This is a genomic window from Roseobacter sp. (assembly GCF_039970775.1).
Classification (GTDB): domain Bacteria; phylum Pseudomonadota; class Alphaproteobacteria; order Rhodobacterales; family Rhodobacteraceae; genus Roseobacter.
Genome location: NZ_JBDVLG010000041.1, coordinates 51,593 through 76,392 on the forward strand (window position 1 = coordinate 51,593; position 24,800 = coordinate 76,392).

Sequence of the window (24,800 nt, forward strand, 5' to 3'; positions counted from 1 at the left end):
GTCCCCCATTTTAGGTTATATGGGCCATATGGTGACGTGCGTCCCCGGCGCTGTCAAAGGTTGCGTGGCGCAAACCGTACCTGCCCTGACGTCAGCGCGCGCGGGGGCCCAATCCGGCGTCATGCTGCGCGGGGCCTTGCCCGTCCTGTTGAACTTGACCCGACACGCGCAACCGGGCATCACCGCGCCCATGATGATATTCAAGATTTTCCGCTCTGACGAATGGGCCGCCCTGCGCGCCCAAGGCACCACGCAAGGCGCGCCGATTGATGTCGCAGACGGCTATGTGCATTTTTCCACCGCCGCCCAAGCCGCAGAAACCGCCGCCAAGCATTTCGCCGGTGAAACCGACCTGATGTTGCTCGCCGTTGATACGGACCGGCTGGGCGATGACCTCACATGGGAAGTGTCGCGCGGGGGGGCCTTGTTCCCGCATCTTTACCGTGAGCTGTCGATAAAAGACGTGGTGTGGGCGCAGCCCCTGCCCTTCAACAACGGGGCCCATGAATTTCCCGCCGGGTGGGATGAGGCCAGCGCATGAACCGCACGGTAGAACGGATCGGCCTTGCGGCGCTGCGCCGGTTTGACCCCGAAACCGCGCACGCCATGGCGCTGCGGGCCCTGCGGAGCGGGCTGGCAGTCGCACCGGGGCCGGTGACATCTGACCGGCTCAAGACCGACATTGCGGGCATGGCCGTGCCAAACCCCATCGGGATCGCCGCCGGGTTCGACAAAAACGCCGAGAGCACAGCGGCCTTGTCGCAGTGCGGTATCGGGTTTGTCGAGGCCGGGGCCGCAACCCCCCTGCCGCAACCGGGCAACCCCAAGCCACGGCTGTTCCGTCTGACCGAAGACGCCGCCGCGATCAACCGGTTTGGGTTCAACAACGACGGCATGCACGCCATCGGGGCGCGGCTGCGTGCCGCGCGCAGTAATATCCCCGTGGGCATCAACCTTGGCGCCAATAAAACCAGCGACGACCGCGCCGCGGATTTTGCAACCGTCATGGCCCACCTTGGCGGTGACGTTAGCTTTGCAACGGTCAATGTGTCGTCGCCCAACACCGAAAAGCTGCGCGATCTGCAAGGGCCTGCGGCGCTGGCGGCGCTGTTGGACGGGGTCATGCAGGTGCGTGGGAACACGCCGGTGTTTCTTAAAATCGCGCCTGATTTATCTGCATCAGAAATCGCAGATCTCGCGGTTGTTGCACGTGACACGGGCGTAGACGCCATCATCGCGACCAACACAACGGTGTCGCGTGAGGGTCTGCGCAGTCCCCATGCAGCCCAGGCGGGTGGTCTTTCGGGGCAGCCCTTGTTTGAACGCGCGACGCGGGTGTTGGCACAGCTGTCCACGCAAACGGATATTCCGCTGATTGGTGTGGGGGGGTGGGCTCCGCCGAGCAGGCCTATGCCAAAATCCGCGCAGGGGCATCCGCCGTGCAGCTTTACACCGCGCTGGTATACGGGGGGCTATCGTTGGTGACAGACATCGTACGCGGCCTTGATGATTTGCTGGCGCGTGACGGGTTTGCCAGCGTATCCGAGGCCGTGGGCACCGGGCGCGACGCGTGGCTTTAGCGCGAAGCGGCGGCCTCTAACGCGGGGTACCGCAGGCCCAGCGTCACGCCCCGCGCTACAAACGACACCAGCAAAGCCAACCACAGCCCGTGATTGCCCAAAACGGGCACCAAAATCGCAATCGCCACCCAATAAATCACAAAGCTCAGCGCCATCATGTTGCGCATGTCTTGGCTGCGGGTTGCGCCGATAAAGATACCGTCCAGCATCCACGCCGCCCACCCCACAAGCGGGGCCACCACCATATAGGGTAAAAACGCGCGCGCGGCTTGCTGCACCTCTACGTTCTTGGCCATAAGATCGATGATCATCCCCCCCGCCAGTGCAAAGGCCACCGCCGTCGTGAGACAAATCACCATGCCCCAGATCGATGTCACCAGTGCCGCACGGCGCACATAGGCGCGATCTCCACGGCCATAGGCGCGCGCAATCAGGGTTTCAGCGGCAAAGGCAAACCCATCCATCGCATAGGCCGTGATGTACATGAATTGGATCAACACTTCGTTGGCGGCCAGGGTCACATCGCCAAACCGCGCCCCTATGAACACAAATGACGAAAAGATCACCATCAACATCGCCGAACGCAACAGGATATCTGTGTTCAGCAACGCCATGCGGATCAGTTTGGCATGGTCAAACACACGCGGCCAATCGCGCCAATCGGGGCAGGCAAAGGCCCCACGGCAAAACCACAGCCCCAGCCCCGCGCCGGTTATTTCTGCGATCACAGTGGCCACAGCCACGCCCGCCACGCCCCAGTCAAAGACCAGTACAAACAGCAGATCAAGCAGGATGTTCACGCCGTTCATCACCAGCTGCACCCAAAACACGCCCGCCGTGCGTTCCATCGCGACCAGCCAGCCCGTCAGCGCATAAACCGCGATTGCGGCAGGGGCCGTCCAGATGCGGATGCTCAGGTAGGTCCAAGCCAGATCCGTCACCTCTGGGCTGGCGCTTGCCAACCATAGCGCACCCCAAAAGATCAACGGCTGCAACACAATCAGCGCCACCCCCGCCGCACCCGCCACCAGCAACGCGCGGGTCAGCCACGCCGACACTTCGGCATGATCGCCCGCCCCTGCGGCCTGCCCCACAAGACCAACGGTGCCCATGCGCAAAAAGCCGAAAATCCAATAGACCGTGGACAGGATGACCGCCCCAAGCGCCACCGCCCCGATTGGGGCCGCCGCGCCCATTTGGCCGACCACGCCCACGTCTACGGCGCCCAAAATCGGCACCGTTGCGTTGGACAACACAATGGGCAGCGCGATCTTTAACACCCGCCGATGGCTGATGGGCGCGGGCTGCGGATCAGTCACGCGGTTGTGGCATCAGAAAATGTCCGGTGGCCTGCGCAAACAAACGGCTGCGGTTGTCTTGCCATGCCTCAACATGCACCGACGCATAGCGCCGCCCCGACCGATTTATCCGCGCCCGTGCATAGGCGTCGCGCGGCAAGCCAGAACGCAGGTAATCCGTTGAAATATCTATTGTTTTAGGAAGGCGCGGCAGACCACCTTTGGCCAGAGACGCGGTATCGATGGCCCCTGATTCAACGTCTTCCCACAGGTATGTCCAGCTTAGCGTGATGATCGCCGTGACCTCAAGAAATGCCGCCGTGACGCCCCCGTGAATGGCCGGCAACATCGGGTTGCCGATCAGTTTTTGGTCAAACGGCAAAACGCCGGTCAGTTCATCGCCTTTGCGTTCGAATTGGATACCAAGATATTGAATATAGGGCACGCCCTGCACCAACGCGCGCAGGGTAGCATCGCGGCGTTGTTTGATGACCTGAACCGGTTCGGGTGGGCGGCGCGGCGCTTTCATCGGGTGCCCTCCACGGTGAATGCCCCTGTGGCCGCAGCCACCGGGTTGCCCGTGTCTTCGTCACAGGCCGTGGCCCGCACAAAGGCAACCGTGCGCGTGACGTGGTAGCATTCGGCGCGCGCGGTGATCGCCTGACCCGGTGCCGCCGCGCGCATGTAATCGATGCGCAAATCGATGGTGGCCGTCCCGCCTGCATTGGCCGGGTGGCTCATCACCGCCGCACCACAACATGTATCCATCAACGCCGACACCGCGCCCCCGTGCAGCACCCCTGTTTCGGGGTCGCCTACGAGTTTTTGATCATAGGGCATTTCGATCACGGCTGTGCCCTCGCCCATCTCGGTCAACCGCATCCCCAGTGCTTTGCTGTGGGGGATTGCTTCGATAAACTGCCGGGCAATTTCGGTTTTTTTGGTCATGTTGATGGCTCCAACGGGGGGACCCCGGATATGGTCGGGCCCTTTATCGTCTCACAAACCCGACAAGAGCAAGAGCGATGGTTGCGCTTGAGCAGCCCCCGGCCTAGCTTAGAGCCCGAGGAGAAGGTTTTTATGGCAGACGAACGCCTGACATTCAAAGCTATGTGTGCCGCATTTGACGTCACGCCGCGCACCCTGCGGTATTACGAATACATCGAATTGCTGAAACCCGACCGCGAAGGGCGAACACGGTTTTATGGCGCGCGCGAACGCGCCCGTATGAAACTGATCTTGCGGGGCCGCAAATTTGGCTTTCCCTTGGAAGATATTCGGCAATGGTTGATGATGTATGAAAACGAAGGCACATCAGCGCAGATGAAAACCTGGATAGATATGGCCAACGGGCAGCTCAAGGAGCTGGCCGAACAGCGCCGCCAGTTGGATGAGGCGATGCAGGAGCTGCAAGACCTGCGCGATTCCGTCGCTCAAGAGATCAGCCCACCCTAACCTGCACGCAAAACAGACCGCCTTGTAACCGGCTATATGCGGGAGGTTTTCGCGTGTCTGGACCTTGCCAAATCACATCTCGCGTGATCATCGCCAAAGTGACGTGACGTTCGGCTTACGTAAACTTCATCATTTGTTGTAGCTGATCATTTAGTTCATATGTGTACAGCGTTTCATAGTAAAAAAGGTAAAGCCAGTGACCCATGAGACCCTCACTATCCGGCAGATGTGCGATGCGTTTGACGTAACCCCACGCACCTTGCGTTTTTACGAGAGCAAAGAGCTGCTGTCGCCGACCCGCGAAGGTCAAAAACGTCTGTTCACCAGACGCGACCGCGCGCGGCTTAAACTGATCCTGCGGGGCAAGAAATTCGGGTTCAGCCTGGAAGATATCCGCCAGTTGCTGGATCTGTACGACATGGGCGACCAGCAACAAACGCAGCTGGAGCAAACCTACGCGATGGGGCACGAACGTCTGGCCGAAATGGTGCGCCAACGCGACACGCTCAACGAGGCCATCACCGAACTGACCGATCAGTTGAAATGGGGAGAAGACATGCTGGCGTCCCTGCGCACACCGCGCAGCGCTGCCGAATAATCCACCGACGATCACGCATTTAGGGAGAGAGACAGAATGCCAAGATACACAGCCCCCACCAAAGATATGCAATTCGTTCTGCATGATGTCCTGAAGGTGACTGAGCAAAGCATTCCGGGATACGATGAACTAGACGCCGATTTCACATCGGCCATTCTGGAAGAAGCCGGCAAGCTGACATCCGACGTATTGACCCCGCTGAATGCTGTGGGCGACACCGAAGGCTGCACCTTGGCTGATGGCGTGGTCAGCACCCCGACAGGGTTCAAGCAGGCCTTTGCGCAGGTCAAAGACGGCGGCTGGCCTGGGCTCGACATGCCCGAAGCCTACGGCGGGCAGAACATGCCTATCGTGATCGGAACCGCCGTGGGGGAAATGTTCTCTGCCTCCAATATGGCGTTCACCATGTATCAAGGTCTGACACATGGTGCGGCTTCGGCGATCCTTGCCCATGGCACAGACGCGCAAAAAGACACCTACCTGCCCAAGATGGTCGCCTGCGACTGGACCGGCACGATGAACCTGACAGAACCCCATTGCGGCACCGATTTGGGCCTGATGCGCACCAAAGCCGACCCCCAACCCAATGGCAGCTACAAAATCACCGGCCAGAAGATATTCATCTCGGCCGGTGACCATGACATGGCCGACAACATCATCCACCTTGTGCTGGCAAAGATCGCCGGTGCGCCTGACGGGATCAAAGGTGTGTCGCTGTTTATTGTTCCCAAGATATGTGTCAACGATGACCGCACATTGGGCGCGCGCAATGGGGTGTCCGTTGGCAGCATCGAAGAGAAAATGGGCATCCATGGCAATTCGACCTGCGTGATGAATTACGACGGGGCCACCGGGTTCCTGTTGGGCGAAGAACACAAAGGCATGCGCGCGATGTTCACCATGATGAACGAAGCGCGTCTGGGTGTGGGTATGCAGGGCCTTGGTCAGGCTGAGGTCGCCTATCAAAACGCATTGGATTACGCTAAGGACCGCCTGCAAGGGCGCGACGTGACCGGCGCCAAAAACCCCGACGGGCCCGCCGACCCATTGATCGTGCATCCTGACATTCGGCGCGCGTTGATGGACCAAAAGAGCTTTGCCGAAGGCGCGCGCGCGTTTCTGCTTTGGGGGTCAACGCTGATCGATGCCGCCCACCGCGCCGAAGATCAGGCCGCCGATGGGCTGGTGTCGCTGATGACCCCGGTGATCAAGGGGTTCCTCACGGATCAGGGCTATGACATGACCGTCAAGGCCCAACAGATCTATGGCGGGCACGGGTATATCGAAGAATGGGGCATGTCCCAATTCACCCGTGATGCGCGGATCGCTATGATCTATGAGGGGGCCAATGGCGTGCAGGCGCTTGATCTGGTGGGGCGCAAGCTCATGCAGGACGGCGGCAAACATGTGATGGCGTTCTTTGATCTTGTGAAAGGTTTCATCAAGGATAATGCGGGCCAGGATCCAGAATTTGACGCCGATTTCCTGAACCCGCTTAAGGCTGCAAGCAAAGATCTGCAGGCGGCAGGCATGTATTTCATGGAAAACGGCCTAAAAAAACCCAATAATGCGTTGTCTGGGTCTTATGATTTCATGCATCTATTCGGGCACGTTTGCCTTGGGTTGATGTGGGCACGTATGGGTAAGGCCGCAAAAACAGCGTTGGAAAACGACGCGGCGGATCCTGCGTTTTACCAGACAAAGCTGCACACTGGCCGGTACTATATGGCGCGGCAATTGCCCGCGACAGCACTACACCTTAGCCGCATTGAAAGCGGCGCTCAGACAGTCATGGCTTTGGACGCGGCGCAGTTTTAAGGAACAAGATACGTTTGGGGCCCCCAGCACCTGCCGGTTAAAACACCGCGTGTATGGCGCTTTGGGCCCCAGATTTTAGGTGTGACGTTCTGCGCGCCACAGCATGCGCGGGGCGGTTTTGAGGTCTCACCATGGGGTGCCGTATTCGCGCCGACACAGGCATGGGTTGCAATAGGACATTGTCTTTTCCCGTAAAGACATTCGATACTACGAACTTACGGTATGGATCCCACAGCTAACTGTACCATTGGGGTCCAAGACATACACAGATGATGCGCATTTGGGAGGATGCAACATCCTGAAACATAAAGACAAAACTGTCTTCCGCCCCTCGTGGGTGGCCTCTACGTGCACCTGTCGTGAGGGTTATTACCCTACGACGCATGGGTCACGTTGTGGTGACACCAACTGCTGCGGCGCTTCATCGTTCCTTAAATACTAAGACAGAAACATTCGGCAAAAAACCAAAGGACATACCGACATGACCATCCAACTTTACTGCTTTGGCGAAAGCGGCAACGCCTACAAAGCAGCCCTCGCGCTGGAACTTTCTGGCGTAGACTGGTCACCTGTCAAAGTTGATTTCTTCAACGGAGAGACCAGAGCACCCGAATATCGCTCTGACATCAATAGCATGGGCGAGGTTCCCGTGATGGTCGACGGCGATATCCGCCTGACCCAATCCGGGGTGATACAAGACTATATCACCGAGAAAACAGGCAAGTTTGGGGGCAATTCACCCGCCGAACGCCGCGAGGTGTTGCGTTGGGTGTTGTGGGACAATCACAAGCTTAGCTCCGGGGCGGGCATGACGCGGTTTTTGATGAATTTCCTGCCCGAAGACAAACGGCCCGCCGAGGTCATCGCCTTTCATCAGGCGCGTTTGGCGGCGGTTTACGCCGTCTTGAATGATCACCTCGCCGGGCGCGATTGGATGGTCGGAGACGCCATCACCAACGCCGACCTCAGTTGCTGCGGGTATCTGTACTACCCTGAACCCTTTGGATTTAATCGCGCCGACTGGCCCCATATCGACGCATGGCTCACCCGCCTGTCGGACACCCCCGGCTGGAAAGCCCCTTATGATTTAATGCCCGGCAGCCCAGCCGACCGCGCCTAACCGAAACGACAGCGCGCAGCGCGACAAGGAGAAAGACATGACCCACGCTTATATCTACGACGCGCTGCGCACCCCGCGTGGCAAGGGCCGCAAAGACGGCAGCCTGCATGAAGTGACATCATTGCGGCTTTCGGCGCAGACGTTGAATGCCCTCAAAGACCGCAACAACCTGCAAGGTCACGCCGTCGAGGACGTGATTTGGGGCAATGTCACCCAAGTGATGGAACAGGGCGGCTGTCTGGCGCGGTCCGCTGTGCTGGCGTCAGATCTGGACGAACGCATTCCCGGCCTTGCGATCAACCGATTTTGCGCGTCCGGCATGGAAGCCGTCAACCTGGCGGCCAATCAGGTCAAAGGCGGCGCGGGCGAGGCCTATATCGCCGGCGGCGTCGAAATGATGGGCCGGGTTCCCATGGGGTCAGACGGCGCGGCGATTGCCGTCGACCCTACCTTGGCGATGGAGAAATATTTTGTGCCGCAGGGTATCAGCGCCGATATTATCGCGACAGAATATGGGTTTACTCGCGATGATGCCGATCAGCTTGCCGTGGAATCGCAACGCCGCGCCAAAGCGGCCTGGGACGACGGGCGGTTTGCCAAATCGGTCATTGAGATCCGCGATCAAAACGGCCTGCTGATCTTGGACCGTGACGAATACATGCGCCCGCAAACCGACATGCAATCGCTTGGGGGGCTGAACCCCGCGTTTCAGGCGATGGGCGAGGTGATGCCCGGTTTCGACAAGGTCGCACTGATGAAATACCCCCATCTGGAGCGGATCAACCACATTCACCACGCGGGCAATTCCAGTGGCATTGTGGACGGGGCTGCGGCCGTGTTGATCGGGTCAAAGGCGTTTGGCGAAAAGCATGGGCTGAAACCCCGCGCGCGCATTCGTGCCACCGCCAAGATCGGCACGGACCCCACGATTATGTTGACCGGTCCGGTGCCCGTGACAGAAAAAATCTTGGCCGATACGGGGATGTCCATCAAAGACATCGACTTGTTTGAGGTCAACGAGGCCTTTGCCGCCGTTGTTTTGCGGTTCATGCAAGCCTTTGATGTTGAAAGTGAAAAGGTCAACGTAAACGGCGGGTCTATCGCCATGGGGCACCCGTTGGGCGCCACGGGCGCAATGATTATCGGCACCCTGCTGGACGAAATGGAACGCGCAGACAAAGAGGTCGGCCTCGCCACATTGTGCATCGCATCGGGCATGGGTGCCGCAACCATCATCGAGAGGGTCTGACCCAAATGGACGGCACCAACGCCCTCGCGCTGTATCAACAAACGTTGGATGTTATGTCCCACGCGCTGATGAACGGCGATCAAGCGACGTCATTGGCCTATACCAAGCTCCCCCACCTGCGGCGCACTTTGCGCAGCAAGGTGGTGGTGGAAACGGCCGAAGACCTGGCAACCGGGCGTGACATATTTTTGAAGGCTCTCAAAGGGTTGGGTGCCACCAATCTGGTGCGGCTGGCCACAGATGCCGAGTTTCTCAGCGACAATTACATCGCCGGGCATCACGTGACCCATTGGTTGCGCGACGCGGTCCCTGTTGTTGAAAGCTATGCGAACCGTATGGTTTTGCTGCGCGAAGACGGTATCTGGAAGTTGCAGGAACTTGAAAGCTCGCTCGACAATCCACATTGGCCCATCCACATCCCGCGCGTGCTGCGCGATGGGGTCCGGTTTGACAGGTTAACCGCGCCTGAAAGTGACGCGCGCATGCAAGCTGTCGACCCTCTTAGTATTTATCAGAGCTTTATCAATAACTTGTCAGTCGCCAACATGAACGACGATTTTGATACATACTGCAGCTACATGCTCTTTCCACATAGCGCGCACACGGAATTTGCCGATACGACGATATCAACCCGCGCAGACGTCCGGCCCTTCTTTGACATGATGCGCGAACAACGAATAAATCTGCATCAAGGCAGGTTGGTGCGCCAGGCCGAAAGCGCCGAATTCATCTCGGGTGATCTGATTTGTGGCTATCATACCACCGCGTTTCTCACCGGCGATACCGTTATCCGAGGGCCGATTAAATCGCGCATGATGCTCAAACGCGAAGGCACTGCCTGGTACATGAAATCTGTCACCAACTCACTGGCAAACACTCGTTTTCCCTGCACCGTCCCCAAACCCTCCGACGCTTTGGTGACCCTGCGAACCATTCAGGAAAGGACCCGACATGACCGAGTTTACAATCACCACTGATGCCGACGGCATTGCGACGATCATCTGGGACGTACCCGGGAAATCCATGAATGTCATGTCTTACGAGGGGCTTAAGCAACTAGAGGCGCAGATTGATGCGGCCCTTGCCGACGACGCGGTGACCGGCATTATATTGACATCCGGCAAACCGGGGTCCTTTGCAGGCGGGATGGATCTAAACCTGATCGCCAAAATGAAGGCCGATGCCGGTGAAGACCCCGCCAAGGGGTTGTTTGACGGCGTGATGGATATGCACCGTCTGCTGCGCAAAATCGAACGCGCCGGAATGGACCCAAAGACCCTAAAGGGCGGCAAACCGGTGGCCTGTGTGCTGCCCGGCACCGCGTTGGGGATCGGACTGGAACTGCCATTGTCGTGCCACCGGATTTTCGCCGCCACCAACCCCAAGGCCAAGATCGGCCTGCCCGAGATCATGGTTGGTATTTTTCCCGGCGCGGGCGGCACCACACGTTTGGTCCGTAAAATGGGTGCGATGGCGGCCTCGCCGTTCCTGCTCGAAGGCAAGCTGGTGAACCCTGCCAAGGCCAAAGCCGCAGGTTTGATTGACGCGGTCAGCGACGATCCGATGGCCGATGCCCGTGCGTGGGTATTGGCCGCCAAAGACGCAGATTTGGTCAAACCCTGGGATGCAAAGGGCTATAAAATGCCCGGCGGCGCGCCCTACCACCCTGCGGGTTTCATGACGTTTGTGGGGGCTTCGGCCATGGTCAACGGCAAAACGCAGGGCGTGTATCCGGCAGCCAAGGCGCTGCTGTCGGCGGTCTACGAAGGCGCGATGGTGCCTTTTGACACTGCCCTCAAGGTTGAGGCGCGGTGGTTTACATCGGTGTTGATGAACCCGTCGTCCGAGGCCATGATCCGGTCGCTGTTCATCAACAAAGAAGCCTTGGAAAAAGGTGCCGTGCGCCCGGCGGATGTGCCTGATCAACGGGTCAAGAAACTAGGTGTATTGGGCGCGGGCATGATGGGCGCGGGCATCAGCCTTGTGTCGGCCCAAGCCGGCATTGAGGTCGTCTTGATCGACCAAACCCAAGAGGCCGCAGACCGGGGCCGCGCCTACACAGCCGCCTACGCCGACAAGGGCATCGCGCGCAAAAAGACCACCCCCGAAAAGAAAGACCAACTGCTAAGCCTGATCACCGCGACCACCGATCTGGATGCGCTAAAGGACTGCGATCTGATTATCGAAGCCGTGTTTGAAGACCCAAAGGTCAAGGCCGAAATGACCGAACGCGTCGAGGCCGTGATCCCCGAAGACTGCATCTTTGCATCCAACACCTCGACGCTGCCGATCACAGAATTGGCCAAAGCCAGCACGCGACCCGACCAATTCATCGGCATTCATTTCTTTTCCCCGGTGGAAAAGATGCTGCTGGTCGAGATCATCAAGGGCAAGGGGACAGGCGACCGCGCCGTGGCCAAGGCGCTCGATTATGTGCGCCAAATCCGCAAGACCCCGATTGTGGTGAACGATGCGCGGTTCTTTTACGCAAACCGCTGCATTATTCCCTACATCAACGAAGGCATCCGCATGGTGGCCGAAGGGGTCGAACCCGCGCTAATAGAAAACGCCGCGCGTTTGGTGGGCATGCCATTGGGGCCACTGCAACTGGTCGACGAGACGTCCATTGATCTCGGCGCAAAAATCGCCCGGGCAACAAAATCTGCCATGGGCGACGCCTACCCGGATGCCGCCGTAGACGCGGTGATTTTCTGGATGGAAGGTCAGGGCCGGTTGGGGCGCAAAGCAGCGGCAGGGTTCTATGCCTATGATGACAAAGGCAAACGCACGGGCCTGTGGGATGGATTGACCTCGCAATACCCCGTGGCCGACACGCAGCCTGACCTGATCGATGTACAACACCGGTTGCTGTTTGCGCAGTCGCTCGAGGCCGTGCGCGCGCTTGAAGAAGGCGTGTTGATGGACATCCGCGAAGGCGATGTGGGTGCGATCTTGGGGTGGGGTTTTGCGCCGTGGTCTGGTGGGCCGCTTAGCTGGCTCGACATGATCGGCGCGCCTTATGCCGCCGAAAGATGCGACCAACTGACAGCTGCGTTTGGTGACCGGTTTGCCTGCCCCGATCTACTGCGGGACATGGCCGGCAAAAACCATAGCTTTTACCGGCGCTTCGCGGCGGCCTCAAAGGCGGCGTGATCATCAAACAGCCCGCGCGTACCACGTGCGGGCTGTGCCCCAATTTCTAGAGTGTCGTCGCGCCAAATTTGGGTGAGGTGACATATTTTGCCGCACGCGACAGGCTATCAGAGACATTGGTCGCTGTCGCCACAAGGGTCCGTGCATCGGCAAGCGGAATGGCATTGTACAATGTCTCCGCCGGGCTAAAGCGGCCGCAAGACGGGCACCGCACCATCAGCCCCCCTTCCGAAAAGATCACCTCTTCGTTGGCGAATTCTATGATAATGACCTCTGCCGGATCGGTCGGTTTGCAACGCGCCATCCCGCACACCCCATCCAAGGCCGCGCCCGGCACGATGCCAAAACAATCCCCCATCGGATCCGAGATCGCGTCATGTTCCAGCAAGACGCCTTGGTCGGGCAACACCGTCAACGCGGCCCGGTTCCCTAAAACGCCCGACGGCACGACAACAGGCCAATCGCGCGAGGCCACATTTGCCGGGTTTTCCCACAAGCACCGCTTTGTGATCCGCGCAACGGCCTGAAAACCGTTGTCGAAGGTTTGCACCATATCGCCCACGACCAGTGTTTCGACGGGCCGCCACCCCTGCCGGGACACCACCTGCGTCCCCGTTAACAACCCCGATCCTTGTGACTTTGTTCGACCGCGCGGCACCGGTTTAGGTAAGGTCGCCGTTACGTTAACGCTCCAGCCATACATGCGTATCCCCTTTTGTGCCCCGGTCCATTGGTTTTGCACGCCCCGACGGAACGCTGGTTTCAAACACGGGCGTTTTTGTCGCGCGTCAAAGATGACAAATATTGATCGAAATTCCCCCTAAAACGCAAATGGAATTTTAGGAAATCTAATATAAATCAGAATATTAGCCGTATAGATTGTAAATGGAATGCAGGCCTCGCCTTATCCGGGCGCTACCTAGGTAGGTCAAATTTATAGTCAAATCGCGCGATATCCTCGGCGCAAAACCGTCCAACCAGATCACGGGTCGTGGCGTCGTATAGCCCGCGATAGTCGCGCGGCCGGACGGATTTGTTCAGATGCGGCATGGTCAATGGAAACCCCAGATACGCCACCAATGGCGCCACCTCGTGGTCAAATCGTTCCAACCGCACATACAGATCGCAGCGTTCTTTGCCAGTGATATCGGTCATGTAACTGCGCGCGGGTGTGGCGTGCAGCATGTCTTGGATGTGGGGCGTTTGTAAGAACCCCGCGAAATCCTGCGATTTGGCGATATCAACCGCCGCGTGGTCAAAAGACTGATCGCGCAGCCAATGATACGTGCTGACGACCCTGTCCCAGGGGTTGCGCACCACCGTAAACGTAAAACAACGTGCGATCTGTTCGGGGGCAATCAACCCGTCGATATCTGCGAGGGTTGCGTGCTTCCACAGGCGGCCGTGGGTCACGGCCCCGGCTAGCCGCGCCTTGCGACGGCGTGCCTTTGGGGTGTCGCCAATCAAGATGTCGTCCCTCATCGCGCGCGCCTCAAGCGCGGTGGCCAGCGACGTGCCCCCGGTTTTGGGAATATGCACAAAGATATACGCCCGACCAGCCGATATGATCATACCCGCCACCGCCGCATGCGGGATCTACCCCAGAGAGTTTTCCAAATGTCAGACAATACACTTTCCAAACGCGGCAAAACCAATATCGTAATAACCGCGTGGCGATTGACCTGCCAAGCGCAAAGGGGAGGCGGACTAAAATGGGCTGGATGAGCGATGAAACCGGGCTGGACAAATGTGCCGCCAACTATGTGCCACTCAGCCCGTTGTCACATCTGCGCCGCGCCGCGCATGTCTTTGCCCACCACACGGCGGTGATTTATGGCGCCCACCGGGTCAGCTATGCGCAGTACCACAACCGCTGCACACGGTTGGCGGCGGGGCTGGCCGCGCGCGGGGTGCAGCCGGGCGATGTGGTGGCCACGGTGCTGCCGAATGTCCCCGCGCAGGTCGAGGCAAGCTTTGGCGTGCCGGCCTGTGGTGCGGTGCTGAACACCATCAACACCCGGCTGGATGTCGATACGGTTGCGTATATTTTCGACCACGGCGGGGCCAAACTGGCGTTGGTCGACAGTCAATTCCTGCCGCTGGTTGAAGCCGCGATTGCCCAGATGCAAGGCCCCGCGCCGCAGCTGATCGAAGTGCCTGACGCAGCGGCCGGGCACCCCGCCAGCGGGCGCTATGACACCTACGAAGATGTGCTGGCCCAAGCCGATGCGGGCTTTGCGTGGATCCTGCCACAGGACGAATGGGAAAGCCTCGCGCTGAATTATACGTCTGGCACCACGGGGCGGCCCAAGGGCGTGGTGTACCATCATCGCGGTGCCTATCTGATGACGATGGGCACCGTGGTGAGTTGGCGGATGGTGCTGCACCCGGTGTATCTGACGATTGTGCCACTGTTTCATTGCAACGGATGGAACCACACCTGGATGATGCCATTGCTGGGGGGCACCATTGTGTGCTGTCGCGACATCACGGCGCCTGCGATCTTTGACGCCATCGCTGACGAGGGCGTGACCCATTTAGGCGGCGCGCCTATCGTGCTCAACATGTTGGTCAACGCCCCTGATGACGTGCGGCGCGGGTTCGACCACCCGGTCGAGGTGTTCACCGCCGGTGCGCCCCCTGCCCCCGCAACCCTAAGCAAAATAGAGGCCTTGGGCTTTAGCGTAACGCAGGTTTATGGGCTGACCGAAACCTACGGCCATGTCACCGAATGTCTGTGGCGTGGGGCTGACTGGGATGAGCTAGACCGCCCCGAACGCGCCGCGATCAAGGCCCGCCAAGGCGTGGCCTTTCCGATGATGGAAGACATCACCGTACTGGACGACACCCTGCGTCAGGTCCCAAAAGACGGCGCCACACAGGGCGAGATCATGATCCGCGGGAACGCCGTGATGAAGGGGTATTACAAGGATCCGCAGGCCACAGCAACGGCATTTGAAGGCGGGTATTTCCGTTCTGGTGACATCGCGGTGCAACATAACGACGGCTATATGCAGATCACCGACCGCGCCAAAGATATCATAATTTCGGGTGGGGAAAATATCTCATCGGTCGAAATCGAGGGCGTCTTGATGGGGCATGACGATGTTTTATTGGCCGCCGTTGTGGCCAAACCCGATGACACATGGGGCGAAGTGCCCTGCGCCTTTGTGGAACTCAAACCCGGTGCGCAGGGCGACGCAGACGCGTTGATCGCCTTTGCGCGCCAGGCCCTTGCGGGGTTCAAGGCGCCCAAGCACGTGGTGTTCCAAGAGTTGCCCAAAACCTCGACCGGCAAGATCCAGAAATTCGCGTTGCGCGCCCGTGCCCGCGACATGCCCTAAACCACCCATGCCTCCTGCCCATTGCCCGCGTTGGCCTGTGGGTGGTATGACCCATCAACACCAAGCAACGAGCAGCACCCCACCGCAATGACGGCTCTTAAGAAATACGCCCGGCTGGAAGCAAGCGGCCTTTGGCGCGCAACGCCTGAAGACCAGCGCCGCGAGGTTGTGGTATCGGTTGGGGATGCCACCTTGATCCTGTCGGATATGAGCGACCGTGCGATCACTCATTGGTCGCTGGCGGCCATACAACGGGCCAATCCCGGCAAAACCCCGGCGTTATACTACCCACAGGGCGACCCCGGTGAAACGTTGGAATTGGCCGGCGATGAGGCGCAGATGATCGACGCCATAGAACAGCTGCGCCGCGCGGTGGAACGCAGGCGCCCCAAACCGGGACGTTTGCGGTGGCTGGGTATGGCGCTGTCGATTGCGACGGTCGTGGCCGTGGGGTTGTTTTGGGTGCCCCAAGCGTTAACACGGCACACGTTGTCGGTGGTCCCGCAGGTGAAACGCGCCCAAATCGGCGACGCATTGCTGCGCCGGATAGAGCGCATGTCCGGCGCAGTGTGTGGCGACGACGCAGGTCTGCGCGCGCTGGCCACGTTTCGCGCGCGGCTGGGCACCGACCAGATCAACATCTTGCCCGGCGCTATCGACACCAGCCTGCATTTGCCGGGCGGGCATATCTTGCTAAACCGGTCGCTGGTCGAAGATTTCGAAGAACCCGACGTGGCCGCGGGCTTTGCCATAGTGGAACAAAGCCTGTCGCGCGCGCAGGACCCGTTGCAGGATTTGTTACAAGTCAGCGGCACGTGGGCCAGCTTTCAATTGCTCACCACCGGTAATCTCCAAAGCGACGTGTTGGACAGATACGCCGAACATTTACTGACCAAAGACCGGCCAGTGCCCCCGCCAGACACCCTGATTGCGGTGTTCGATGTGGCCGGATTGCGCAGCACGCCCTACGCCTATGCTCGTGATATCACCGGCGAAACCGTCCTGCCCCTCATAGAGGCCGACCCGATGCGTGGCAAAAACCCCAGCGCCCTGTTAAGCGACGCCGATTGGTTGCGGCTTCAGGGGATCTGCCGCGCTTAGTCGGCCAGTTCGCGCGGGGCGGTCTTGGTCCAGATCTGTTGCATCTGGCCGTGCCCTTGCAATGTCTGTTCGCCGCGACGCGGGTTAAGCCGGTCATCTTGCCAAACACTGCGGTACCCGTCAGGCACCTTCACGCTTTGCGTTTTGCTTTGGACCTCATAGAGATGGCGGGGCAGCACGCGGGTGGTCGGGCTCACGCCTTGGGCTGCGGCCGTTTGTGGCGTGACCACGGTACCTACCAACCCAGGCGCCGCAGGCAAGGCCGCGCCGGGTGCCCGGTTGGGAACACTGGGCCGAATAACCGCAGGTGCGGCGGGGGATGATGACGTTGGGGTCAGCACAAGAACCTGTGGCGCGGCAACCGTTGCTGCAGGCGCGCGCGGCGCCGCAACACCCGCCGTCACCGTGGGCTGCAAATTGCATACCTGCCGTCTGTCGCGGGTCACCCGCGGGACCCACCGCACTGCGCCATCCTGCCCTGCCCGAATAAACGCACAGCCACGGCTGTCTACAAATTGAAGCCCGGTGAAACTGGCGGGCGGTTGTTCTTGCGGGGTCGGGCCCGATTGCGCCTGCGCGCCTGCGCCCGCAAACCCCAATATTACGGCAGTGGCCAGCACTGCGATACCGTGTGTGATCTTCATCTTTGCCCTCACAGGTTTCTAGAGCGACAGTGCCCGACGTCACCTGAGAGGCGCAAAACCGGTGGTGGGCTATTTAGTGCCGAACATCCGGTCGCCCGCATCGCCCAGGCCTGGTATGATATATCCGCTATCATTGAGTTTTTCGTCAATGGCGGCGGTCACAATCGGCACATCGGGGTGCGCCTGCTGCATCCGCGCCACACCTTCGGGGGCGGCCAAAAGACACAAGAACCGGATATTGGTGGCCCCGGCTTGTTTCAAAAGATCAACGGCAGCGACAGATGAATTGCCCGTTGCCAACATCGGGTCCACCGCGATCACGAGACGATCTTCCATCGCTTCGGGCACCTTGAAATAGTACTGTACAGGCTGCAGGGTTTCTTCGTCGCGGTACAGGCCCACAAACCCAACACGCGCCGAGGGGATCAGCTCCAACACCCCATCCAGTAGCCCGTTGCCGGCCCGCAAGATCGAAATCAACGCCAGTTTTTTGCCGTCGAGCGTCGGGGCCTGCATGGGCTGCATCGGCGTTTCGACCGTTTTGGTTGTCATCGGCAGGTCGCGCGTCACCTCATAGGCCAGCAACTGGCTGATCTCGCGCAGAAGTTGGCGAAAGACAGCCGTCGGCGTGGCCGTATCGCGCATGATGGTAAGTTTGTGTTGGACCAGCGGATGATCAACAACTGTCACATGATCGGACATCGGGGGCACCTCTTTGCAAAACCTGTCACCCTTTAGCCCCGCAACCGGTTGCGCTGCAAGCAGGCGACGCATCTTTTGTCTTGGCAGGCCAGAGAGTGGTCAGGTTTCTGGCACCGCGACGCCCAGGTGATCCGCCACAATATGCGCGACGTCCCGAAACCCCATTTGCCCCAGCCCGCGCGGAAGCAACCCCGGCCCCGCGATCAACACCGGCACCCGTTCACGGGTGTGGTCCGTGCCGATCCATGTGGGGTCATTGCCGTGATCCGCCGTCAGCACCATGATGTCATCCGGGCGCAGCCGCTCGATTAATTCGCCAATGGCCTCGTCGAACCATTCCAGCGCGCGGGCATAGCCAGACACATCCCGCCGGTGGCCATAAAGGCTGTCGAACTCCACGAAGTTGGCAAAGACCAGACTGCCGTCTTCGGCGGTCTCTATCAGGTTCTCCAGATGGTCCATCAGGGCGCTGTCGGGGCCTTTGCGGACCCGGTCGATGCCTTGCATCGAAAAAATATCGTCTATCTTGCCAATGGCATACACCTTGCGCCCGGCGTCATGCACCCAATTGGTCAGCACCGGTCCGGGGGGGGACATCGCATAATCGCGCCGGTTCGCGGTACGGTGGAACCCGCGTATAGCGTCACCGCGAAAGGGGCGCGCGATCACCCGCCCGACGTTCATGCTGTGCAGCTGCGGGGCGATGGTCTCGCACAACGCCAACAGCTTTTCGAGGCCAAAGCTGCTTTCATGCGCGGCGATCTGAAAAACAGAATCGGCCGAGGTATAGCAAATGGGCCACCCACTGCGGACGTGCTCTGCGCCCAAGGCTTCGATGATACGCGTACCCGATGCGTGGCAATTGCCCAAGACATCTTCGGTGCCCGCAAATTCTGCGATGGTTTGGATCAGGTCATCGGGGAAACATGGCGTCGTGTCGGGGAAATGGTGCCAGTCCCAAGGCACCGGAAGGCCCGCCAATTCCCAATGCCCCGATGGCGTATCCTTGCCTTTGGACACCTCGGTGGCGACGCCCCAAACGCCCGTGGGTTCGCGCCATAGGCCCGGCGCGGTCTGACCGCTGGCAAGATGTACGGCCCGCCCTAACCCCAGCGCATCCAGATGTGGCACACGCAACGGCCCCACGCGGCCTTCGGTGGCAAGACCCTGTGCACAGGCGCCCGCGATATGAGCCACCGTATTGGCGCCTTCATCGGGGACAGTGCCGTTGTAATAGTCTGATGCATCTGGAGCCCCCCCCACACCAACCGAATCCATCACCACAAGAAACGCCCGCGCCATCAGCTCACCCTTTCTATGATCAAATCTGGGGTTCGCCCCTCTGGCGCATCCGGCGTGACCGAAATGGCCGCATGCACCGCCTGCTCTGCGCAATCGGCAGCATCAGAGCGCGCGGCATGCACCAGCGCCAAGGGTTGCCCCCGGTCCACCCGCGCGCCCAACCCCACAACCTGCGCCAACCCAACGGCGGTGTTGATGTCGTCAGTTTCGACCACACGCCCCCCGCCCAAGGCAACCACAGCCAGACCCAATGCCTCTGCATCGATGGCCGTGACCCAGCCCGCCACAGGCGCGCGCACCTCACGGATCACCGGTGCTTCGGGCAGCAGCCGCCTCCAGTTGTCACCAAATTGCACCGGCCCGCCCATGGCTGCGACCATGCGCCCAAACCGGTCAGCCGCGCGGCCGTCGCAAATGGCCGCAGTGAGGGCCGCGGCCCCTGCCTGCCTGTCTGCTGCCAAGCCCGCGCGCGCCAGCAAATCACCGCCCACAGCCACCGATAGGTCCATCAATCGGCCCGGTTCTGCGTCACATAGCACCCGCATCGCTTCGGCGACCTCTAGTGCATTTCCCAAACTGGGGGCCAGGGGTTGGCTCATGTCGCTGATCACTGCGGTGGTGTGGCACCCCGCCGCATTGGCCGTATCAACCAACGCGCGCGCCAAGGCCCGTGCCGATGCGGTGTCTTTCATAAACGCGCCGCTGCCGGTCTTGACGTCAAGCACCAGCCCATCCAGCCCCGCCGCCAGCTTTTTCGACAAAATAGACGCGGTGATCAGATCCAGACTGTCGACCGTTGATGTCACATCGCGCACCGCATAAAGCCGTTTGTCTGCGGGGGCGATATCGGCGGTGGCGCCCACGATGGCACAGCCCGCCTGCGCTACAACTTCCCGAAAGCGGGTTTCGTCGACCTGCGTGGTCAACCCCGCAATGGCCTCTAGTTTGTCGAGCGTTCCGCCCGTATGGCCGAGGCCGCGCCCCGAAATCATCGGCACATAGGCGCCACAAGCCGCCAGCGCCGGCGCCAACACCAGCGAGACACAATCGCCCACCCCCCCGGTGGAATGTTTATCCAATACGGGCCCGTCCAGATCCCACGTCAACATGCGCCCGCTGTCGCGCATCGCTTGGGTCAGCCTCACGCGCCCCTGTTCGCCCAAGCCATGCACGCACACCGCCATAGCAAACGCCCCCGCTTGGGCGTCACTGACCCGGCCATCGGCCAGACCGCGCGCGAACCATCCCAGTTGTGCGGCATCAAGCGCAGCGCCATGCCGCACTGCGGCCAAAACCGTGCGCGCATCTGTCGTGCTCATTGATGCATATGGCCTGCGTTAAACACCCCTGGCAGCAACTCAGCCACGGTTGTTACTTGTTCCACCCCACCCGTCGTCGCCATGGTCACGCGCACGTCACCTTGGGCAAATTCCGCCAGCTTTTGGCGGCACCCGCCACAGGGCGTGACAGGTGTGGGCGACCCCGCAATCACATAAGCTTCGGTCAGTTTGCGTTCGCCCGCAGCCACCATCGCCGCGATCGCACCGGCCTCGGCGCAGGTGCCTTCAGGGTAGGCCACGTTTTCGACGTTGCACCCCACATATATGGCCCCCGATGCGCCGCGCACGGCTGCCCCCACCTTGAAGTTGGAATAGGGCGCATGCGCGTTTTCGCGCACCGCGGTCGCGGCTGTTTTCAAAGACATCTGCTCGCCTTTCTTGTCTGTTATGTGAAAAATGTCCGTTCAGGACCTATTTGGCAAGGGAAACTGCGCGTAAACATGCGCTTATAGCGGTACTGCGTCGGCGACAGCGGGCGCTGGGTCCACCGTGGTGGAAAACGCCCCCGGCAACGACACTTCGAGCAGTTCCAGATCATCCGAGGCCTGCGCATAGCGCACCGACATGCCCGGCGGCACCACAAAGGCATCGCCCGCTTCAAGCGTATGGGGCGCGCGCCCTGCCCCCTGCAACACCATCTGGCCCTGCATAACAAAGGTGAACAAAATATCGCTGTTGTGCTGGGTCCAGGGGGTTTCGCCCTGCGCCGGGCGGACCACATGCACCCCGGCCACATCGCCGGTATGTTCGGCAATCGTGGTGTCGCGGCTTTGAAAGCCCGGCACCCGAAACGGAGCCCACTGCGCGCCTTTGGCTTGGTGGTGCACAAAACGTTGCCCCTGAAACAGACGGTCAGGGTTGGCGGGGCCGTTGGGCAGATCCATATCATGGTCAATCGTTGTGACATGTTCTGCGGGAACGCCGATTTCGATGACCTCTATGTTGTCAGAGGCAAACAACACCCGGTGCCGGATTTCGGGCGGTTGGATCACACAATTGCCCGCATGCAGACGAAACGGTTCGCCTTGGTCTTCGTAGACCAGATCAACCCACCCCCGATAGCAAAAGATCAGCTGAAACCCGACGGTATGGTAGTGCACCATGTCGGGCACGGGGCCCCCATCGGGGATCCGAATGTGGCTGGCGATGATCGACCCACCCAACCGGTCGGGGATCAGATCGCGGTAATGCATGCCCGCCCGCCCAATGACCCACGGGGCTTGGTCGGCCAAGCGGCGCACCACAAAGCTGTGCACCGTTTGGGGCATCACCAAGGGCGCATGCAGCGGGCGGATCTGCACGCGCGTGCCGTTGGGCGCGACCAAATCGCGCTGGCCGTCGGCGATGGTATCGGGTGTTTCGCTGAGCAATCGCACGACACCGGGCGGGGTATCCGCGTCTTTTTCCACGCGCAGCCGCAACCCATACCCCGAAAACACAGCAACCGTCGGGTCATCGGCCGGATAGATCATATCCATCCGCATCCCTAATACTTTGGTGAAAAAGGGGATATCGTTGCGCAACTCTTGCGTTGGCAACACCACTTCGGCCTTAATGTCGGTCATATTTAGCTCTCCATCGCTGCGCGCAAGATGCGATGGGATCGTGCGATTGGCAAGCGACGGCGGACAGCCCATGGTGATCTGCGCCCACAGATTGAGCCCCGCAAAAACAGCACCTTGGCGCACCCGCATAAGTCGTTTACGACTGGACCATTCTCCGGGAAGAAAGCACCACCACCATGAGCGATACAAAAAACCTGCGTCAAGCCGCATTGGACTATCACGAATTCCCCAAACCGGGGAAATTGGAAATTCGCGCGACCAAACCATTGGCCAACGGGCGCGACTTGGCCCGTGCCTATTCGCCCGGCGTGGCCGAGGCCTGCCTTGAGATCAAGGCAGACCCGTCAACCGCCGCACGCTATACGTCGCGCGGCAATCTGGTGGCGGTGGTGACCAATGGCTCTGCGGTTTTGGGGTTGGGCAATATCGGCGCGTTGGCCTCCAAACCGGTGATGGAAGGAAAAGCGGTTTTGTTCAAGAAATTCGCGGGCATCGATTGTTTTGACATCGAGGTGGACGAATCCGACCCCGAAAAGCTGGCTGATATTGTCTGTGCCCTTGGGCCGACCTTTGGCGCGATCAACCTCGAAGACATCAAGGCGCCCGATTGTTTCACCGTTGAACGTATCTGCCGCGAGCGCATGAACATCCCCGTGTTTCACGACGACCAACACGGCACCGCGATTGTAGTGGGTGCTGCTGCGAAAAACGCGCTGCATGTGGCGGGCAAATCCTTTGAGAACATCAAGATCGTCTCGACGGGGGGCGGTGCCGCGGGGATCGCCTGCCTGAACATGTTGCTGAAGCTTGGCGTCAAACGCGAAAACATCTGGCTGTGTGACATCCACGGACTGGTCTATGAGGGCCGTGAACTGGATATGAACCCCTCCAAGGCCGCGTTCGCCCAGCAGACCGAACTGCGCACGCTGGATGATGTGATAGGGGACGCGGATCTGTTCTTGGGACTGTCCGGGCCCGGTGTCCTAACCCAGGATATGGTCGGCAAAATGGCCAAACGTCCGATCATCTTTGCGTTGGCCAACCCCACGCCCGAAATCCTGCCCGATCTGGCGCGCGAAGTCGCGCCCGATGCGATCATCGCCACCGGGCGGTCTGATTTTCCCAATCAGGTCAACAACGTGCTGTGTTTCCCCTTTATCTTTCGCGGGGCATTGGACGTCGGTGCAACCACCATCAATGACGAAATGCAATTGGCCTGTATCGACGGTATTGCCGAACTGGCCCGCGCCACCACATCTGCCGAAGCCGCCGCCGCGTATCAGGGCGAACAGCTGACATTTGGTGCGGATTATCTGATCCCCAAACCGTTTGATCCGCGCCTTGTGGGGATCGTGTCATCGGCTGTTGCACAGGCCGCGATGGAAACCGGCGTGGCCACCCGGCCCATTGAGGATCTGGAGGCCTACCGGCAAAAACTGGATGGGTCGGTGTTTAAATCGGCGCTGTTAATGCGCCCGGTGTTTCAGGCGGCCCGCACCACGCCCCGCCGCATTGTGTTTGCCGAAGGCGAAGACGAACGCGTATTGCGCTGCGCCCAAGCGATGCTGGAAGAAACCGCAGAACGCCCCATTCTGATCGGCCGCCCCGAGGTCATGGAGGCCCGCATCGCGCGCGCCGGTCTGACCATCAAGCTGGGCGAACACGTCGATTTGGTGAACCCCGAAAATGACCCGCGCTACCGCGACTATTGGCGAACCTACCACGAGTTGATGGCCCGGCGTGGTGGCACACCCGACATTGCCCGCGCCATCATGCGCACCAACACCACCGCCATTGGCGCGGTAATGGTCCATAGTGGCGAAGCCGACAGCATGATTTGTGGCACCTTCGGTGAATTCCGTTGGCATCTGAATTACGTCAATCAGGTGCTGAACCGTGGTGAGCTGCATGCGGTTGGTGCGCTGTCCATGATGATCCTAGAGGACGGCCCGCTGTTTATCGCCGACACACAGGTGAACCTGCACCCCGACCCAGAACAGATCGCAGATATCGCCATTGGGGCCGCGCGCCACGTGCGCCGGTTCGGCATAGAACCTCGCATTGCCTTTTGTTCGCAGTCGCAGTTCGGTAACCAAGGTGAAGGCACCGGCGGGCGTTTGCGCGCCGCCATTCGCCTGCTTGACGCGCAAAACCACGATTTCTGTTACGAAGGCGAAATGAACATTGATACCGCGCTCGACCCGGTATTGCGCGACCGCATTCTGCCCGGCAACCGTATGGAAGGAGCCGCCAATGTGTTGGTCTTTGCCCATGCCGATGCGGCCTCGGGGGTGCGCAATATTCTCAAGATGAAGGGCGGCGGGTTGGAAGTGGGGCCGATTTTGATGGGCATGGGCAATCGTGCGCATATCGTGTCGCCGTCGATCACCGCACGTGGGTTGCTGAATATGTCTGCCATCGCGGGCACCCCGGTGGACCACTATAGTTAACCGCTCACGGGGCGGACACATTTCCGTGGTCGGGCGCGCAAACGGTTGAAACCCGACCCAGCGCGCCCGATGTCATAGGAA

At 60.0% G+C, this 24,800-nt stretch carries 22 protein-coding genes and 1 pseudogene; 12 read left to right on the forward strand and 11 right to left on the reverse strand.

The genetic code is table 11. The annotated features are described in order from the left end of the window. Positions 1–190: 190 nt before the first annotated feature. Positions 191–541, forward strand: a complete 351-nt coding sequence (locus ABJH13_RS09730) for a DUF952 domain-containing protein (protein WP_348406098.1) — start codon at positions 191–193, stop codon at positions 539–541. Next, positions 538–1,580 (forward strand): annotated as a pseudogene (locus ABJH13_RS09735) (quinone-dependent dihydroorotate dehydrogenase). Before ABJH13_RS09730 ends, ABJH13_RS09735 begins: the two are co-directional and overlap by 4 nt. On the opposite strand, the gene ABJH13_RS09740 reads toward ABJH13_RS09735, so the two are convergent. Genes ABJH13_RS09740 through ABJH13_RS09750 form a run of 3 tightly spaced genes read right to left on the reverse strand, consistent with a single transcriptional unit; the run spans position 1,577 to position 3,826 of the window. Beyond that, positions 1,577–2,899 (reverse strand): MATE family efflux transporter, encoded by a 1,323-nt coding sequence (locus ABJH13_RS09740; protein WP_348406018.1) that lies wholly within the window; start codon positions 2,897–2,899, stop codon positions 1,577–1,579. The pseudogene ABJH13_RS09735 and the gene ABJH13_RS09740 sit on opposite strands and share 4 nt — an antisense overlap. After that, a complete protein-coding gene (locus ABJH13_RS09745) occupies positions 2,892–3,407 on the reverse strand; it encodes a PaaI family thioesterase (protein ID WP_348406019.1) in 516 nt (171 codons plus the stop codon). Before ABJH13_RS09745 ends, ABJH13_RS09740 begins: the two co-directional genes overlap by 8 nt. Continuing rightward, positions 3,404–3,826 (reverse strand): PaaI family thioesterase, encoded by a 423-nt coding sequence (locus tag ABJH13_RS09750; protein WP_348406020.1) that lies wholly within the window; start codon positions 3,824–3,826, stop codon positions 3,404–3,406. The genes ABJH13_RS09745 and ABJH13_RS09750 overlap by 4 nt, the downstream gene beginning before the upstream one ends. A gap of 132 nt (positions 3,827–3,958) precedes the next feature. Here ABJH13_RS09750 and ABJH13_RS09755 point away from each other — a divergent pair, with 132 nt between their 5' ends. The 7 genes from ABJH13_RS09755 to ABJH13_RS09785 all read left to right on the forward strand — a co-directional run bounded on the left by ABJH13_RS09755 (position 3,959) and on the right by ABJH13_RS09785 (position 12,271). After that, on the forward strand, positions 3,959–4,333 hold the full coding sequence (locus tag ABJH13_RS09755; protein WP_348406021.1) for a MerR family DNA-binding transcriptional regulator: 375 nt from the start codon (positions 3,959–3,961) through the stop codon (positions 4,331–4,333). A 196-nt stretch (positions 4,334–4,529) separates the two neighbouring features. After that, positions 4,530–4,931 (forward strand): MerR family DNA-binding transcriptional regulator, encoded by a 402-nt coding sequence (locus ABJH13_RS09760; RefSeq protein WP_348406022.1) that lies wholly within the window; start codon positions 4,530–4,532, stop codon positions 4,929–4,931. A 36-nt stretch (positions 4,932–4,967) separates the two neighbouring features. Further along, positions 4,968–6,749, forward strand: a complete 1,782-nt coding sequence (locus ABJH13_RS09765; RefSeq protein ID WP_348406023.1) for an acyl-CoA dehydrogenase C-terminal domain-containing protein — start codon at positions 4,968–4,970, stop codon at positions 6,747–6,749. A 481-nt stretch (positions 6,750–7,230) separates the two neighbouring features. Next, on the forward strand, positions 7,231–7,869 hold the full coding sequence (locus ABJH13_RS09770; RefSeq protein ID WP_348406024.1) for a glutathione S-transferase family protein: 639 nt from the start codon (positions 7,231–7,233) through the stop codon (positions 7,867–7,869). A 37-nt stretch (positions 7,870–7,906) separates the two neighbouring features. Next, positions 7,907–9,118 carry an acetyl-CoA C-acetyltransferase gene (locus ABJH13_RS09775; RefSeq protein WP_348406025.1) on the forward strand — a complete coding sequence of 404 codons (1,212 nt, stop codon included), beginning with the start codon at positions 7,907–7,909 and terminating at the stop codon, positions 9,116–9,118. Positions 9,119–9,123: 5 nt separating this feature from the next. Next, entirely contained in the window at positions 9,124–10,095 is a 972-nt protein-coding gene (locus tag ABJH13_RS09780) for a hypothetical protein (protein ID WP_348406026.1), read from the forward strand. Then, positions 10,070–12,271, forward strand: coding sequence for a 3-hydroxyacyl-CoA dehydrogenase NAD-binding domain-containing protein (locus ABJH13_RS09785; protein WP_348406027.1), 2,202 nt, complete (start codon positions 10,070–10,072; stop codon positions 12,269–12,271). The genes ABJH13_RS09780 and ABJH13_RS09785 overlap by 26 nt, the downstream gene beginning before the upstream one ends. Positions 12,272–12,317: 46 nt before the next feature. On the opposite strand, the gene ABJH13_RS09790 is transcribed toward ABJH13_RS09785, so the two are convergent. Continuing rightward, complete coding sequence (locus ABJH13_RS09790) at positions 12,318–12,893, reverse strand: Hint domain-containing protein (RefSeq protein ID WP_348406028.1); 576 nt, start codon at positions 12,891–12,893, stop codon at positions 12,318–12,320. 293 nt (positions 12,894–13,186) lie between these two features. Beyond that, the gene (locus ABJH13_RS09795; protein WP_348406029.1) at positions 13,187–13,843 is read right to left on the reverse strand and encodes a sulfotransferase family 2 domain-containing protein; all 657 of its coding nucleotides are present in this window, start codon (positions 13,841–13,843) and stop codon (positions 13,187–13,189) included. 140 nt (positions 13,844–13,983) lie between these two features. On the opposite strand from ABJH13_RS09795, the gene ABJH13_RS09800 reads away from it, so the two are divergent. Further along, entirely contained in the window at positions 13,984–15,615 is a 1,632-nt protein-coding gene (locus tag ABJH13_RS09800) for an AMP-binding protein (RefSeq protein ID WP_348406030.1), read from the forward strand. Between the two features lie 87 nt (positions 15,616–15,702). After that, entirely contained in the window at positions 15,703–16,716 is a 1,014-nt protein-coding gene (locus ABJH13_RS09805; RefSeq protein ID WP_348406031.1) for a hypothetical protein, read from the forward strand. Here the strand turns inward: ABJH13_RS09805 and ABJH13_RS09810 are convergent. From ABJH13_RS09810 to ABJH13_RS09835, 6 genes are all read right to left on the reverse strand, one after another. Then, positions 16,713–17,360 (reverse strand): hypothetical protein, encoded by a 648-nt coding sequence (locus ABJH13_RS09810; protein WP_348406032.1) that lies wholly within the window; start codon positions 17,358–17,360, stop codon positions 16,713–16,715. The genes ABJH13_RS09805 and ABJH13_RS09810 overlap by 4 nt on opposite strands. A 69-nt stretch (positions 17,361–17,429) precedes the next feature. Next, on the reverse strand, positions 17,430–18,062 hold the full coding sequence (upp, locus tag ABJH13_RS09815) for a uracil phosphoribosyltransferase (RefSeq protein WP_348406099.1): 633 nt from the start codon (positions 18,060–18,062) through the stop codon (positions 17,430–17,432). A 99-nt stretch (positions 18,063–18,161) separates the two neighbouring features. Continuing rightward, a complete protein-coding gene (locus ABJH13_RS09820) occupies positions 18,162–19,364 on the reverse strand; it encodes a phosphopentomutase (protein ID WP_348406033.1) in 1,203 nt (400 codons plus the stop codon). Next, a complete protein-coding gene (locus ABJH13_RS09825) occupies positions 19,364–20,683 on the reverse strand; it encodes a thymidine phosphorylase (RefSeq protein WP_348406034.1) in 1,320 nt (439 codons plus the stop codon). Before ABJH13_RS09825 ends, ABJH13_RS09820 begins: the two co-directional genes overlap by 1 nt. Continuing rightward, complete coding sequence (locus tag ABJH13_RS09830) at positions 20,680–21,093, reverse strand: cytidine deaminase (protein ID WP_348406100.1); 414 nt, start codon at positions 21,091–21,093, stop codon at positions 20,680–20,682. The genes ABJH13_RS09825 and ABJH13_RS09830 overlap by 4 nt, the downstream gene beginning before the upstream one ends. Positions 21,094–21,150: 57 nt before the next feature. Further along, positions 21,151–22,269, reverse strand: a complete 1,119-nt coding sequence (locus ABJH13_RS09835) for a cupin domain-containing protein (RefSeq protein WP_348406035.1) — start codon at positions 22,267–22,269, stop codon at positions 21,151–21,153. A 176-nt stretch (positions 22,270–22,445) separates the two neighbouring features. On the opposite strand from ABJH13_RS09835, the gene ABJH13_RS09840 reads away from it, so the two are divergent. Next, a complete protein-coding gene (locus ABJH13_RS09840; protein ID WP_348406036.1) occupies positions 22,446–24,719 on the forward strand; it encodes an NADP-dependent malic enzyme in 2,274 nt (757 codons plus the stop codon). The last annotated feature ends 81 nt before the right edge of the window (positions 24,720–24,800 follow it).